Source organism: Rhizobacter sp. P2_H2, assembly GCF_056403375.1.
In genome coordinates this window covers 1-14,577 of the sequence record NZ_JBFUFP010000047.1, presented here as the reverse complement: position 1 = coordinate 14,577, position 14,577 = coordinate 1, and the positions used below count along the sequence as shown (strand labels likewise).

General features: G+C 67.0%; 14 protein-coding genes and 1 pseudogene. All 15 read left to right on the top strand.

Annotated features, from left to right (window positions below):
- A pseudogene (locus tag AC1D15_RS05620) lies at positions 1–224 on the top strand (GDP-L-fucose synthase); the annotation flags it as partial.
- Between the two features lie 36 nt (positions 225–260).
- Positions 261–1,394, top strand: coding sequence for a GDP-mannose 4,6-dehydratase (gmd, locus tag AC1D15_RS05615; RefSeq protein WP_477825226.1), 1,134 nt, complete (start codon positions 261–263; stop codon positions 1,392–1,394).
- Positions 1,391–2,431: an FAD-binding oxidoreductase gene (locus AC1D15_RS05610; protein WP_477825225.1), complete on the top strand. Its 1,041-nt coding sequence runs from the start codon at positions 1,391–1,393 to the stop codon at positions 2,429–2,431. The genes gmd and AC1D15_RS05610 overlap by 4 nt, the downstream gene beginning before the upstream one ends.
- 13 nt (positions 2,432–2,444) lie before the next feature.
- Positions 2,445–3,218: a glucose-1-phosphate cytidylyltransferase gene (gene rfbF, locus AC1D15_RS05605; RefSeq protein ID WP_477825224.1), complete on the top strand. Its 774-nt coding sequence runs from the start codon at positions 2,445–2,447 to the stop codon at positions 3,216–3,218.
- Positions 3,215–4,324, top strand: coding sequence for a CDP-glucose 4,6-dehydratase (gene rfbG, locus AC1D15_RS05600; RefSeq protein ID WP_477825227.1), 1,110 nt, complete (start codon positions 3,215–3,217; stop codon positions 4,322–4,324). Before rfbF ends, rfbG begins: the two co-directional genes overlap by 4 nt.
- Positions 4,321–5,679 carry a lipopolysaccharide biosynthesis protein RfbH gene (gene rfbH / locus AC1D15_RS05595; protein ID WP_477825223.1) on the top strand — a complete coding sequence of 453 codons (1,359 nt, stop codon included), beginning with the start codon at positions 4,321–4,323 and terminating at the stop codon, positions 5,677–5,679. The genes rfbG and rfbH overlap by 4 nt, the downstream gene beginning before the upstream one ends.
- Before the next feature lie 3 nt (positions 5,680–5,682).
- Positions 5,683–6,588 carry an NAD-dependent epimerase/dehydratase family protein gene (locus AC1D15_RS05590; protein WP_477825222.1) on the top strand — a complete coding sequence of 302 codons (906 nt, stop codon included), beginning with the start codon at positions 5,683–5,685 and terminating at the stop codon, positions 6,586–6,588.
- Positions 6,513–7,868 (top strand): hypothetical protein, encoded by a 1,356-nt coding sequence (locus AC1D15_RS05585; RefSeq protein ID WP_477825221.1) that lies wholly within the window; start codon positions 6,513–6,515, stop codon positions 7,866–7,868. Before AC1D15_RS05590 ends, AC1D15_RS05585 begins: the two co-directional genes overlap by 76 nt.
- Before the next feature lie 20 nt (positions 7,869–7,888).
- Positions 7,889–8,884, top strand: a complete 996-nt coding sequence (locus AC1D15_RS05580) for a glycosyltransferase family 2 protein (RefSeq protein WP_477825220.1) — start codon at positions 7,889–7,891, stop codon at positions 8,882–8,884.
- A gap of 30 nt (positions 8,885–8,914) precedes the next feature.
- On the top strand, positions 8,915–9,895 hold the full coding sequence (locus tag AC1D15_RS05575; protein WP_477825219.1) for a GDP-mannose 4,6-dehydratase: 981 nt from the start codon (positions 8,915–8,917) through the stop codon (positions 9,893–9,895).
- Between the two features lie 62 nt (positions 9,896–9,957).
- The gene (locus tag AC1D15_RS05570; RefSeq protein ID WP_477825218.1) at positions 9,958–11,073 is read left to right on the top strand and encodes a glycosyltransferase family 4 protein; all 1,116 of its coding nucleotides are present in this window, start codon (positions 9,958–9,960) and stop codon (positions 11,071–11,073) included.
- Positions 11,070–12,329, top strand: coding sequence for a glycosyl transferase (locus tag AC1D15_RS05565; protein ID WP_477825217.1), 1,260 nt, complete (start codon positions 11,070–11,072; stop codon positions 12,327–12,329). Before AC1D15_RS05570 ends, AC1D15_RS05565 begins: the two co-directional genes overlap by 4 nt.
- 87 nt (positions 12,330–12,416) lie before the next feature.
- Positions 12,417–13,583, top strand: coding sequence for a hypothetical protein (locus AC1D15_RS05560; RefSeq protein WP_477825216.1), 1,167 nt, complete (start codon positions 12,417–12,419; stop codon positions 13,581–13,583).
- The gene (locus tag AC1D15_RS05555) at positions 13,576–14,331 is read left to right on the top strand and encodes a glycosyltransferase family 2 protein (protein WP_477825215.1); all 756 of its coding nucleotides are present in this window, start codon (positions 13,576–13,578) and stop codon (positions 14,329–14,331) included. The genes AC1D15_RS05560 and AC1D15_RS05555 overlap by 8 nt, the downstream gene beginning before the upstream one ends.
- A 30-nt stretch (positions 14,332–14,361) precedes the next feature.
- Positions 14,362–14,577 (top strand): NAD-dependent epimerase/dehydratase family protein (locus AC1D15_RS05550; RefSeq protein ID WP_477825214.1); only part of this gene is annotated, 216 nt, incomplete at its 3' end.

Genomic DNA, 14,577 nt, shown 5'->3' with positions numbered 1-14,577 from the left:
ACATCGGCACCGGCACGGACGTGACCATTCGCGAGCTGGCCGAGACCGTGATGCAGATCGTGGGGTTCGACGGCCGCATCGTTTTCGACAGCAGCAAGCCGGACGGAACCCCGCGCAAGCTGCTGGACGTCAGTCGCCTGGCGGCACTGGGCTGGCGCGCAAGCACTTCCTTGCGCGACGGCATCCGGGCGGCCTATGACAGTGCTCCATTCCGCCGCGCCTGAGCCCATCCCCCTCGCATTGTTGAAAGAAGACCTTCCATGACCCAGCCCAAAGTTGCCCTCATCACCGGCGTCACCGGCCAGGACGGCGCCTACCTCAGCGAGCTGCTGCTCGCCAAGGGATACGAGGTCCATGGCATCAAGCGCCGCGCCTCGCTGTTCAACACCGACCGCATCGATCACCTGTACCAGGATCCGCACGTCGACCACCAGCGCTTCAAGCTTCACTACGGCGATCTGACCGATTCGACCAATCTCATCCGCATCATCCAGCAAGTACAGCCGGACGAGATCTACAACCTCGCTGCGATGAGCCATGTCGCGGTGTCGTTCGAAACGCCCGAATACACCGCGAACGCCGATGGCATCGGCACGCTGCGCATCCTCGAGGCGATTCGCATCCTCGGCCTCGAGAAGAAGACCCGTTTCTACCAGGCGAGCACGAGTGAGCTGTACGGCCTGGTGCAGGAGATTCCACAAAAGGAAACCACGCCGTTCTACCCGCGCAGCCCGTACGCGGTGGCCAAGCTGTACGCCTACTGGATCACCGTCAACTACCGTGAGGCCTACGGCATGTATGCCTGCAACGGCGTGCTGTTCAACCACGAGAGCCCGCTGCGCGGCGAGACATTCGTGACGCGCAAGATCACCCGAGCAATGGCCCGCATCGCGCTGGGCCTGCAGGACTGCCTGTATCTCGGCAACATGAGCGCACTGCGTGACTGGGGACACGCGCGTGACTACGTCGAGATGCAGTGGCTGATGCTGCAGCAGGCACAACCGGAAGACTTCGTCATCGCGACCGGTGTCCAGTACAGCGTGCGACAGTTCGTCGAGTTTTCTGCGCGCGAGCTGGGCATCCGGATCCGCTTCGAAGGGGAGGGCGAGAAGGAGGTCGGAGTCGTGGCCGAGGTCCTGCCGGCCACCGGCAAGGAGCCCGTCAAGTGCAAGCCCGGCGACGTGATCGTGCGCGTCGACCCGCGGTACTACCGACCCACCGAGGTCGAAACCTTGCTCGGCGACCCCAGCAAGGCCAAGGCGAAGCTCGGCTGGGTTCCCCGCACGACGCTGCCCGAGCTGGTCAAGGAAATGGTCGAGGCCGACTACGCCAGCGCGCGCCGCGACAGCCTCGTCAAGCTTGCGGGCTTCCAGGCCTACGACCACCACGAGTGACCGCGGTTTCTCCCCCGGCTTTCCTTCAGTGCGCCATGTCTCTCGTCCACACATCCAGCGGCAAGACCTTTCGGGCGGATCCCGGCGAATCGCTGCTGGGTGCAGCGCTGCGCGCCGACGTGGCGATGGCCTACAGCTGTCGCACCGGACGCTGCAGCTCGTGCAGGAGCCGGGTCAGCGCCGGCCGCACCATCGCGTTGCACGACGAGCTGGGGCTGAGTGCGCAGGAGCGCGATGCCGGCTGGATCCTGACCTGCGTCCGGACCGCCGAGACCGATGTCCGGCTGGAGATCGAGGATCTAGGCAACATCCACTTGCCGCAGGCTCGGACCGTACCGTGCCGCATCCAGTCCCTCGACCGCCTGGCGCCGGATGTCCTCAAGGTGATGCTGCGCCTGCCACCCACCACGGCGTTCGATTTCCTGCCGGGCCAGTACGTCGACGTGATCGGGCACGGCGGCATCCGCCGCAGCTACTCCATCGCCAACCTGCCCGGACCCGAGAAGCAACTCGAGCTGCACATCCGGGAAGTGCCCGGCGGCACGATGAGCGCCTACTGGTTCGGCCAGGCGAAGCCGAACGACCTGCTGCGCCTGCATGGCCCGCTTGGCACATTCTTCCTGCGAGAGATCGACGGCGTCGACATCGTCTTCCTCGCCACCGGGACAGGCATTGCGCCGGTGAAGGCCATGCTCGATGACCTGGCTCGCGATGCCCGTGCCGACGGCGCCCGTGCACGGTCCATTTCGGTGCTGTGGGGTGGACGGATCCCGCACGATCTCTACTGGGATGTCGCCGCGCATCCCTCGGCACCGGTGTTCACGCCGGTGCTGTCGCGCGCCGATTCCGGCTGGACCGGCACGCGTGGCCATGTCCAGCAGGCGCTGCTGGGACAACCCCATGACTGGAGCCRCACCGTCGTGTACGCCTGCGGCTCCGAGGCCATGATCCACGGCGCCCGGCACGAGCTGCTCGCTGCGGGCCTGGCCGAACACCACTTCCATTCCGACGCGTTCGTCTGTTCCGCGTCGGCCTGATCAGAGGAAAGACATGAAAGCTGTGATCCTGGCCGGAGGCCTCGGCACCCGCCTCAGCGAAGAAACCGCCACGCGGCCCAAGCCCATGGTCGAGATCGGCGGCAAGCCGATCCTGTGGCACATCCTGAAGATGTATGCCCACCACGGCGTCAACGACTTCGTGATCTGCTGCGGCTACAAGGGCTACGTCATCAAGGAGTACTTCGCGAACTACTTCCTGCACATGTCCGACGTCACCTTCGACATGCGCAGCAACACGATGGAAGTACACCAGAAGCGCGCCGAGCCCTGGAAGGTGACGCTGGTGGACACCGGCGACGACTCGATGACCGGCGGGCGGCTGCTACGCGTCGCCCGCTTCGTGCGCGACGAGGAGGCCTTCTGCTTCACGTATGGCGACGGTGTCGGCGACATCGACATCCGTGCCAGCATCGCTTTTCACCAGGCCCACGGCAAGGCTGCCACGCTGACGGCCACCTACCCGCCGGGCCGTTTCGGTGCGCTCGAGATCCGTGACCGGCAGGTGCTCAATTTCAAGGAGAAGCCCCAGGGCGACGGCGCCATGATCAACGGCGGATTCTTCGTGTTGAAGCCGTCGGTGCTCGACTACGTCAAGGATGACACGACGATCTGGGAGCAGGAGCCGCTGATGCGGCTGGCCGCCGACCAGCAGCTGATGGCCTACGAGCACACCGGGTTCTGGCAGCCAATGGACACGCTGCGTGACAAGCACCACCTGGAAGAGCTGTGGGCCTCGGGCTGCGCGCCGTGGAAGGCGTGGGAATGAGCGGCACGTACGCGGCCGCTGTGCCGGACGCCGGCGTCACACCCGCCTTCTGGCAGGGCAAACGTGTGCTGCTCACGGGGCACACCGGCTTCAAGGGCGGCTGGCTGAGCCTGTGGTTGCAATCGCTGGGCGCGCAGCTGCACGGCTTGGCTCTGGAAGCGCCGACGACACCCAACCTCTACGCCGAAGCCGGCATCGGCGCCGGCATGGAAAGCACGCTCGCGGACATTCGCAACGCCGACGCAGTGCGCGCCTGCATGGCAGCCTCCAGGCCGGAGATCGTCATCCACATGGCGGCGCAGCCGCTGGTGCGCCATTCGTACACCGACCCGGTGGCAACCTACGCGACGAACGTGATGGGCACCGTGCACGTGCTGGAGGCGGCACGTCACGTCGGCACCGTGCGCGCGGTCGTCAGCGTGACCACTGACAAGTGCTACGAAAACCGAGAGTGGCCCTGGGGGTACCGGGAGGACGAGCCCATGGGGGGTCACGATCCGTACAGCAACAGCAAGGGCTGCGCCGAGCTCGTGACCTCAGCCYATCGCCGCTCGTTCTTCCGCGATGGCGGCATCGCGCTCGCATCCGCCCGCGCCGGCAACGTGATCGGCGGCGGCGACTGGGCCGCCGACCGGCTGGTGCCCGACATCCTGCGCGCCTTCGAACGCAACGAACCGGTCGTCATTCGCAACCCGCATTCGATCCGCCCCTGGCAGCATGTGCTGGAGCCGCTGTCGGGCTACCTGGTGCTGGCCGAGCGACTCTGGCACGACGGCCAGTCGTTCGCCGAGGCATGGAACTTCGGCCCGCGCGACGAGGACGCGCGTCCGGTGCAGTGGATCGTCGAGCGCATGGCCCGCGAATGGGGACAGGGCGCCGGCTGGCGCCTCGATGGCGGCTCGCACCCGCACGAGGCGCACTACCTCAAGCTCGACATCTCCAAGGCTCGCAGCCGCCTGGGCTGGCGGCCGCGCTGGCCCCTGGACACAGCGCTCACGCGCATCACGCAATGGCACCACGCCTGGCGCGATCACCAGGACATGCAGGCGCTCTGCCTCGCACAGATCCGGCAGCACACGACTTCGACCGACAAGGAATCCGCATGAGCAGCATCCCCATCATCCCCGCCGTCGTCCCGGCCCCGGCTCAGCCGGGTGCGGCCCTGCGCGCGCAGATCGCCGAGCTGGTCCAGCAGTACGCCGATCTGGCGCTGGCGCCCCGGCCCTTCGTGCCGGGCCAGTCGCCTGTTCCGGTATCGGGCAAGGTCATCGGCGCGAAGGAGTTGCAGTTGATGGTCGAGGCCTCCCTCGACGGCTGGCTGACCACCGGACGCTTCAACGCGGCATTCGAGGAGCGGCTCGCGCGGTTCCTGGGCGTCAAGCACCTGATCACCGTCAACTCGGGCTCCTCAGCCAACCTGGTCGCGTTCTCGACGCTCACCTCGTCGCGCCTGGGCGAACGGGCCATCCGCCCGGGCGACGAAGTTATCGGCGTCGCCGCGGGCTTTCCGACCACCGTCAACCCGATCCTGCAGTTCGGCGCCGTGCCGGTGTTCGTGGACGTGGACCTGGCCACCCACAACATCGATGCCGACAAGATCGAGGCGGCGATCACCCCGAAGACGAAGGCCATCATGCTCGCCCACTCGCTGGGCAACCCGTTCAACCTGGACGCGGTGACGGCGCTGAGCAAGAAGCACGGCCTCTGGCTGGTGGAAGACTGCTGCGACGCGCTGGGGGCCACCTACGACGGGCGCCTGGTCGGCACCTTCGGCGACATCGGGACCCTCAGTTTCTACCCGGCGCACCACATCACCATGGGCGAGGGCGGCGCGGTGTTCACCAACAACGCCGAACTGAAACTCATCGCCGAGTCGTTCCGTGACTGGGGCCGCGACTGCTATTGCGCCCCGGGCAAGGACAACACCTGCAACAAGCGCTTCTGCTGGAAGCTCGGCGAGTTGCCGGAAGGCTACGACCACAAGTACATCTACTCGCACCTCGGCTACAACCTGAAGATCTCCGACATGCAGGCTGCCTGCGCACTGGCGCAGATGGACCGGCTGGACGACTTCATCCGCGCGCGCCGCGAAAACTTCGCCTACCTTCACGAGAAGCTGCAGTCCTGCGCCGAGTTCTTCCACATGCCGCAGGCGACGCCGAAGGCGAATCCGTCGTGGTTCGGCTTTCCGCTCGTGTTGCGGCCGGAGTCCGGCATCAAGCGGGTCGACCTGCTGGCCTACCTGGACCAGCACAAGATCGGCACGCGGCTACTGTTCGCCGGCAACCTGACGCGCCAGCCGTACATGCTGGGGCGCAACTTCCGCGTCAGCGGCGAACTGGTCAACACCGACATCGTGATGCACCAGACCTTCTGGCTCGGCGTGTATCCCGGGCTGACGACCGAGCACCTGGACCACGTGGTGGCGCGGCTCGAAGAGTTCTTGGGCATCGGCTTCTGACGCATGGGTGATCACGCGTCCCCGTGGATCCTGCTGACGGGTGCTGCCGGCTTTGTCGGGCGGCACGTCGCGCGCTGCCTGCGCGACGGGGGGCATCGCGTCGCCGGGCTGTTGCGCGAAAGCGCCGAGCGGCCCGCGGCAGGCGATGCGTGCGAGTTCTGGCTGCGGCCCTCCGAACTCGCCGGCGCGACCGGTGCCGGCCCGCTGCAGGCGGTGGTCCATCTTGCGACGGCCTATGGACACGACGGCCGGCTGGCCGAGGTCGTGGAGAGCAATCTGTTCCTGCCTGCCCGCCTGCTCGACCTGTGCCGCACCGCGGGCTGCACGCAGTTCATCAGCACCGACACCTTCTTCGGCAAACCGCAGTTCAGCTACCCGCACCTGCAGGCCTACATCCGATCCAAGCGCGAGCTGCTCGAGTGGGCACAACTCGCCTGCGCCACCGATCCGCAGCTGCGCTATTCCAGCCTGCGACTCGAGCACGTCTACGGCGAAGGCGACGGTCCGCGCAAGTTCGTGCCCGACCTCATCGCCAGGCTGCAACGCGGGCAGCCGCAGATCGAGCTGACCGCGGGCGACCAGCTGCGCGACTTCATCCACGTCGAGGACGTCGCCCGCGCCTATGCCTGCGTGCTGGGCGAAGGGCTGCGCCTGCCGGCCGGTGTCACCGAGTACCAGGTCGGCACCGGCAGCGCCATCCCGCTGCGCCGGTTCGTGGAAACCGCGCATCGGCTGACGGCCTCATCCTCGCACCTGAACTTCGGTGCCCTGCCCCATCGCCCGGGCGAGATCATGGCCTCGGCCGCCGACACCCGCCGGCTCGCCGCACTCGGATGGCAGCCAGCCACGGCGCTGGAGGACGGGCTGCTGCGCACGGCGGCCGCCAGTCTGTCGGGGACGTCGCAATGAAGCTGCGTCCGCATCACTGGGTGGTCCTGTCGGCCTGGGCCGGCAAGGTGGTCACGGCCGTGATCCAGATTGCCGTCATCCGCGTCATCATCGACCGCATCGGCATCGATCTCTATGCCGGCATGGCGCTGCTGACCGGCCTTGCGGGGTGGTATGCGCTGGCGGACGGCGGCATCGGCAACAGCCTGCAGAACCACATCGCCGAGCGTCGCGCCAGGTCCGAGTCCTCGGACGGCCTGGTCTGGACCGGCCTGCTGCTGGCGCTCGCGCTGCTGCTGGGCCTGATGGTGCTGCAGTCGCTCATCAGCCCCATCCTCGGGCCGCTGCTGCTCAAGAACATCCCCGGCCTGGACGACGCGGCGCGGGCCGCGTCCTTCCGCGTGTTCGGCCAGCTCTCGCTGCTGGCAGTGGCCGGGGGGCTGGTTTACAAGGTCTGGTACGCCGTGCAGAAAGGCTATCTCGCCAACGTGCTGCCCGCGCTGGCCGCCGTGATCGGACTCATCGCCGTGAAGCACGTGCCGGCCGCCGCGCCCGCCGACCAGCTGCTGTGGTGCCTGGTGGCCATCGTCGCGCCCACCGCGCTGCTGCCGCTGCCGTTCGCCGTGGCCCATGGCATCCGGGCCTGGCTGCGCGGCGGCCGCCTCACCCGCGGCCACACCCGGATCCTGATGAGCCGCGCCGCGCAGTTCACCGGGCTGGCGGTGATGGCGGCCGTGGTCCTGCAGGTCGACTACATCGTCCTCTCGCAGGTCCTGCCAGCGTCCGACATCGTGGTCTACAACGTCTCGATGAAGGTCTTCGGCACCGCCTTCTTCGTCTACTTCTCGGTGCTGCTGGCGTTCTGGCCCGTTCTCACCGAACTCATCGCCCGAAACGACTGGCAGGCCGTGCGCGCACGGGTGAAGGCGATCCTCGCACGCGGAGCGTGCTTCATGCTCGCGGTCACGCTCGGCGTGCTGTGCTTCGAACGGCAGATCTTCGACCTGCTGGCACCCAGGACCACCCTCTCCGCGGGTCCGCTGGTGATCGTGCTGCTGGGCCTCTATTTCTCGGTGCGCATCTGGACCGACACCTTTTCGACCGTGCTGTCCAGCATGAGCCGCATCGGCCCGCTGCTGAAGTGGGTGCCCGTCCAGGCCGCCATCAACGTGACGCTGCAGGTCGTCCTCGCGCCACGCTACGGCGTCGCCGGCATGGTGATCGCGCTCATCACCGCCTTCCTGCTGACGGTCTCGTGGGTGCTGCCGCGCCACGTGGTCCGGATGTGGACACCCCGTTGATACGCCCGCCTCGCCCCGCCATGCCCTACCTCCTGTCGATCTGCATCCCGACCTACAACCGCGCCGATATGCTGCGCCACACGATCGACAGCATCCTGGGCCAGGGTGTCGACGGCGTCGAGATCGTCGTGAGCGACAACGCCTCGACCGACGGCACGGATGCGCTGATGCAGGAGCTGGCGCAGCGGCACCCGCAGATCCGCTACGTGCGGTCGGCCACGAACGTCGGCGCCGACCGCAACTTCCTGAAGGCGGTCGAGCTGGCGGCCGGCCGCTACGCCTGGCTCATGGGGAGCGACGACCTGGTGGCGCCGGGGGGAGTGGCCGAGGTTCTGCAGGCCATCGCGAGCCACCCCGAACTTCCCGGCTTCAGCGTCAACCGGCAGATGTACGACCTGAGCATGACACGCGCCCTGCCCGACATGGATCTCTTCACGCCGCGCACGGAGCGGGTCCATGTCCACCGCTCGGCCCTGGACGCATGCGACGACCTCGGCATCTACCTGAGCTTCATCTCCGGCCAGGTCTTCCGGAAGGAGGCCTGGAGCCGCCATGCGCAGGCACCGGGCATCGAGAAGTACTACAACGGCCTCGTGCACCTGTATGTGCTGTACGCGATGATCCGCGACGCCGGCACCTGGGGTGCGGTGGCCGCGCCCCTCGTGCGCTGCCGCAGTGACAACGACTCCTTCCTGAGCGCCGGTCATTTCAAGCGCTTCCAGATCGACATCATCGGCTTCTCCGATGCCGCCGGCGATGTGTTCGGCCGCGCGAGCCCGGTCTACCGGCTGCTGATGCGCAAGGTGCTGCGCAACCTGCTTGTGAACCGTGTCATCGGCTTCAAGCTGGGCCGGGTGCGCGGTGTCTACTTCAAAAGCTTTCTGGCCGCGTTTCCCGTCTGCTGGCGGGAGGCGCGCTTCTGGGGTGTCTTCGTGCCCGTGCTGCTGATGCCGGCCTCGCTGATGCAACACGCGCTCGAACTGCGGCGGCGCCTGAAGCCGACGCCGACAGCCTGAACCGGCCCCTTCCACGAATCGTCAGGAACCATGACGCAACACACTGAACGACGAGCACTGATCTGCGGCGTGGGCGGACAGGACGGCGCCTACCTTGCGCAGCTGCTGCTCGACAAAGGCTACCAGGTCTTCGGCACCTCGCGGGACGCCAACGCACAACGCTTCGCGGGCCTGGCATCGCTCGGTCTGACCGGGCGCGTGCGACTGCTGTCGATGGCGCCGAACGACTTCCGCAGCGTCCTGCAGACGCTGCGGCTCAGTGCACCCGACGAGATCTACAACCTGGCCGGACAGTCCTCGGTCGGGCTGTCCTTCGAGCAACCCGTGGAGACGATCGAAAGCATCTCCATGGGAACGCTGAACCTGCTCGAAGCCATCCGCTTCGCCGACCGGCCGATCCGGCTCTACAGCGCCGGCTCCAGCGAGTGCTTCGGCGACACAGGTACCCAGCGCGCCAGCGAGACCACGCCGTTCCGGCCGCGCAGCCCGTACGCGGTGGCCAAGGCCTGTGCGCACAACCTCGTGGCCAACTACCGCGAGGCCTACGGCATGCATGCAAGCACCGGCATCCTGTTCAACCACGAGTCGCCGCTGCGACCGGAACGCTTCGTCACCCAGAAGATCGTGCGCTCAGCGGCCCGCATCGCGCAGGGCACCGCGGATGCGCTGACGATCGGCAACCTGGATATCCACCGCGACTGGGGATGGGCCCCGGAATACGTGGAGGCCATGTGGCGCATGCTGCAGCAACCCGAGCCGGGCGATTGCGTGATCGCCACGGGCCGAACCGTGTCGCTCGAGGAGTTCGTCGCCCTGGCCTTCAGCCACTTCGGGCTGGATTGGCGCCATCACGTGCGCCATGATGCAACGCTGTTGCGGCCGTCGGACATCCGCTTCGGCGCTGCCGATCCCAGCCTGGCGCGCGACAAGCTCGGCTGGCAGGCCAGCGTCACGCTCGAAGAGTGCGTGGCACGGATGTGCCGTGCTGCCGAATCGGGCCACGACCGGTGACTTGACGCCATTCACTCGACGCCCCTTCAGGCCATCCGCGCGGAGCACCAAGGCAAATCTGCATGCACACCATCGTTTACGACCACCAGACCTTCATCGCCCAGGAGTTCGGTGGCATCTCGCGCTACTTCTGCGAGCTGGCGGCCCGCGTCCACCGCACCGAGGGCTACAGAGCGCGGGTCATCGCGCCGCTGCACTACAACGGCTACCTGCCTGACTGTCCGGTACCGCAGACGGCCCTGCGCGTGTCGCTGCGTTTTCGCGGTGAATCTCGCGTATACCGGGCGGTCGATGCGGTGCTCGCGCCACCCCTGACGTGGGCCAGTTCGCCGTCGCTGATCCATCGCACGTACTATTCCCCGCCGCCGGTCCGACGCTCTCGCGTTCCGGTGGTGCTGACGGTGTTCGACATGATCCACGAACTGTTCCCGGACAACTTTCCGCCCACCGATCCCATCGTTCGATGCAAGCCCGCCTGCGTGGCGGCCGCGGACCACGTGCTGTGCATCTCGCACTCCACGGCGAACGACCTGGTGCGCCTGTTCAACATTCCGCGCGAGAAAATCTCGGTGACCTACCTCGCGTGTTCCGACCTGTTCGCCGCGCCCGCGCCAACCGGCGAAACGTCTCCGCACAATCGGCCCTATCTCCTCTACGTGGGTCACCGGGGCGGCTACAAGAACTTCGACATGGCCTTGCGCGCCTATGCGGCCTCAGCGCGCCTTGCGGCGGACTTCGACCTCGTCACCTTCGGCGGGCGCCCGACGTTCACCCCCGACGAGCAGGCCCTCATCACCAGCCTGCCGTTGCGACCGGGCAGCGTCGTGCGGCTCGGCGGTTCCGACGATGACCTCGCGCGGACCTACCGCCATGCCCGTGCCTTCGTCTACCCCTCGCTGTACGAGGGCTTCGGGATCCCGCCGCTGGAGGCGATGAGTTCCGGCTGCGTCGTCGTCTGCTCCGACACGAGTTCCATTCCCGAGGTCGTCGGCGATGCGGCGATGCTGTTCGATCCGAGCGACGTCGACGCGACCCGCCAGGCTCTGGAGGTGGCATGCTTCGACGAGAGCAGGCGCACGGACCTGCTGGCGCGCGGCGCGGCACGCGTGCGCGAGTTCACCTGGGACCGCTGTGCCCGGGAAACCGTCGACGCCTACCGCCGGGTGGTGGGCGCATGACCGCCGCCCTGCACGCCACCGGCGGCCCCGCCGGGCGCGCGGCCTCGACGGCCATCTTCACGGCCTGCTCGGTGAACTACCTGCCGAAGGCCATGGCAATGTGCCTATCGGCACTGGATCACGAGCCGCAGGCCTCGCTGGTGATCCTGCTCGCCGACGGCAAGCGCGACATCGGCCTGTCGGATCCGCGCGTACGCATCCTGTGGGCGGAGGACCTCGGCTTCCCCGACTACCTGAAGTGCGCATTCAAGTACAACATCATCGAGTTCAACACCGCACTCAAGCCATGCGCCGCGCTGCACTTGCTGGCCTCGCACGAGCGGGTCATCTACCTCGATCCTGACGTCTGCGTYTTCTCGCCGCTCGACACGGTGTACGCCGGCCTGGACAGGCACGCCGCCGTGTTCACGCCGCATGCGCTCACACCCTACGATGGTGAAGGCCGGCCGAGCGACCGCGACCTGCTGCGTTTCGGCAGCAACAACCTGGGCTTCTTCGCGGTGCGACGCTCGGCTTCGGCCGAGCAGATGCTGCGCTGGTGGCATGCGCGTTGTCACCGCGACTGCTACTACGAGCCTCAGCTGGGGCTCGGCGTCGACCAGAAATGGATCGACCTGGCATTCGCCTTCTTCGACGACCTCGGTCTCCTCAAGGACCCGGGCCTGAACGTGGCCTTCTGGAACCTCCACGAGCGGCAGCTGTCGCGCACCGACCGCGGGTGGCGCGTCAACGGCAGTGCGGCACTCGGCTTCGTGCACTTCAGTTCCTTCGTGGAATCGGACGCGCAGGCCGTCGCCGACAAGCAGACCCGCCATGTCGCTGGATCCCGCCCCGACTTCGCGCAGGCAGCGGCGGTCTACCGTGACTACCTGCACAAGGCGAAGGCCTTGGTGCAGGTCACCGACCCGGCCTACAGCTACGGGCGCTTCGACAACGGCGACACGGTCGCGCCCGCGCTGCGTCGGTTCTACGCCGTCTGCGACCGCCCGGAGGTGCAGGGCGAGACGAACCCGTTCGCGGCGAACGGTGCGGTCCACCGCTACGCGCGCGAGCACGGCCTGACCTCGGCACGGCCAGCGTCCACGACGCATGCCAACTTCAAGGTCCAGGCCGACTACTCGCGCCAGCAGCGCATCATCACCGGCGCGTTCCGCTGGACCTTGCGCCTGCTGGGCCCGGACCGGTATTTCAACCTCATGCGCTACCTGGCGCACTACTCGTCGCTGCTGAACCAGGGCGACTTGCTCCGCAAGTGACCTGAGGGCCGATCGCACGCCATGAAAGACCTGCTTGAGCTGATCGTCTTCGACACCGTCTTCGCCTGGGCCCTGCTGGCGATCACGGTGGTGGGGATCATCGTCACGCCGAAGCTGTTCGGTGTGAAGCTGCTCAACGGCCTGCTGTTCTCGCAGATCACGCTCTTCTTCAACGCCACGACCGTCATCGCCGGGCTGAGCACGGACGCGATCCCGGTGGAGCGCGGCATCCACTTCTTCGCCGTCGAGTTCGCCTTCCTGGCCGCGATGTATGCCGTCTACGGCCGCCTCATCCGCAACCGGGTGCGGGTGATCGACGCGCTGAATCGCTTCTTCGACGGCCCGTTTGCGCGACCGTTCGTCGCCTTCATGGTGCTGATCGCGATCTTCAACTACGTGGCGACGCCCACGGACGGCAGCTCGCGCATCCAGTACATGACCGGCGCCTGGTTCTCGCTGCTCAAGCCATTCATCCAGCTGGCCACGCCCCTGTCCTACCTCGGCGTGTTCATCCTGCTGCTGAACCCGCGACGGCGCGGCCTGGGCTACCTGCTGCTGGTCACCGCCGTCATCGGCAATGTCCTGACCGGGTCCAAGGCCTCGTTCGCGTTCAGTCTGTTCACCGCCTTCCTCGCGCTGCGTGACCTGTCCATCGCCCCGCGCATGCAGATCCGCGGAGCCGACAAACTCAAGCTGTCGGTCTTCGTGGGCGCGATGGTGGCACTGGCCCTGACGCGGCTGGACGTGTCGGCCGGCGACGTCTCGGACCGCTTCTTCCTCTTCGGCGAAGCGACGATCATGACCTACTTCTCAGAGCGGCCGACCGCCGCCTGCGAGAACGTCTCGACCTTCGCCAGCATGCACCGCGGCTGGGCGCGGCTCGCCGGGGACGCATCGGCGAACAACATCGACACGCTGTTCGGATTCGCCCTGATGATCGAGACGGTCGGGATCAACACCTTCACCGGCCCGAATGCCCGGCTGTCCGCCTATGCGTTGTGCAATTTCCCCGACGAGCGCATCTTGCTTTGCGCCATTGTGGTGGTTGCCTACCTCGGCCTGCTGCTTGCAGTGTTCCGACGCACGCTGTCGCGGCCAACGCACCTCGCCATCTTCTACCCGTTCTTCCTGGTGTCCCTGGCCGGCGCGTCCCAGGACTTCAATCTGATCATGCAGGACATCACCATCTACATCCTGCTGCTGCTCACCACCATCCCGCTCTACGGAGCCACCCCCAGGCGACAACTTGGATAAGTACCTTCTATCACTCGTCATTGCCGCCAAGGACCCGCCCGCCGCACCGTTCGCGCTGTGCCTCGCTTCCTTCTCGGCCTTGGCGCACGCGCACCGCATTCAGATCGTCCTCGTCGAGAGTGGCGAACCGGCCAGGCTCGAACCCGCATCCCTCGCCGCCTTCGCCGACGTGAAGCGCCTGCAGGTGCCGGCCGAAGGCGTCTATGCCGCCTACAACGCCGGCATCGGCGCAGCGGACGGAACCTACCTGCTCTTCTTCGGCGTGGACGACATCGCGCTGCCCGGCATGGACAGCGTCATCGCCCACCTCGCGGCAGCGCCCGAGCCCTACCACCTCTACGCCGCCACCTGCTACATGCAGGCCACCGGCGTGCAGCGCCCGTCGACGCGGCGGACCTCGCTCATCCTTGCCAACTGGTGCCACCAGGGCATCTTCTATCGGTGCAGCCACCTGCTCGAGCACCGCTACGAGGTCCGCTACCGCATGCAGGCGGACCACAAGCTGAACATCGACATCGTCTCCAATCGCGCGCTGCGCTTCGGGGTGTCGCAGGAGATGGTCGCGTACTTCTCCGCCGGCGGCATCTCCTCGGTGCGCCCCGACCTGGTGTTCCGCAAGGATTTTCCCGCCATCGTCGCCGCCGCCTACGGCAAGCCCTGGGGCTGGCTGGTCCGGGCAAAGCAGCTCCTGATCGACCTGCTGCTCGGGGCGCCCGAAAAGCGCTTCATGCCGCGCGACAAGCTCTGACCTGCGAGCCAACCCACACGACCACGACCCATGCAAAAGATCCTCATCACCGGCGGCCTCGGCTTCATCGGCACCACCCTCGCGCGCCGGCTGCTGTCCGCGGGCCATGACGTCACGCTGCTCGACCCGCTGTCGACGCAGATCCACGGCGACCTGCCCAACGTGCAGGTCCCGGACGGCGCCCGCTTCGTCCGTCTCGACGTGCGCGACATTGCCGAGAATGCACAGCTGCTGGAAGGCGTGGAC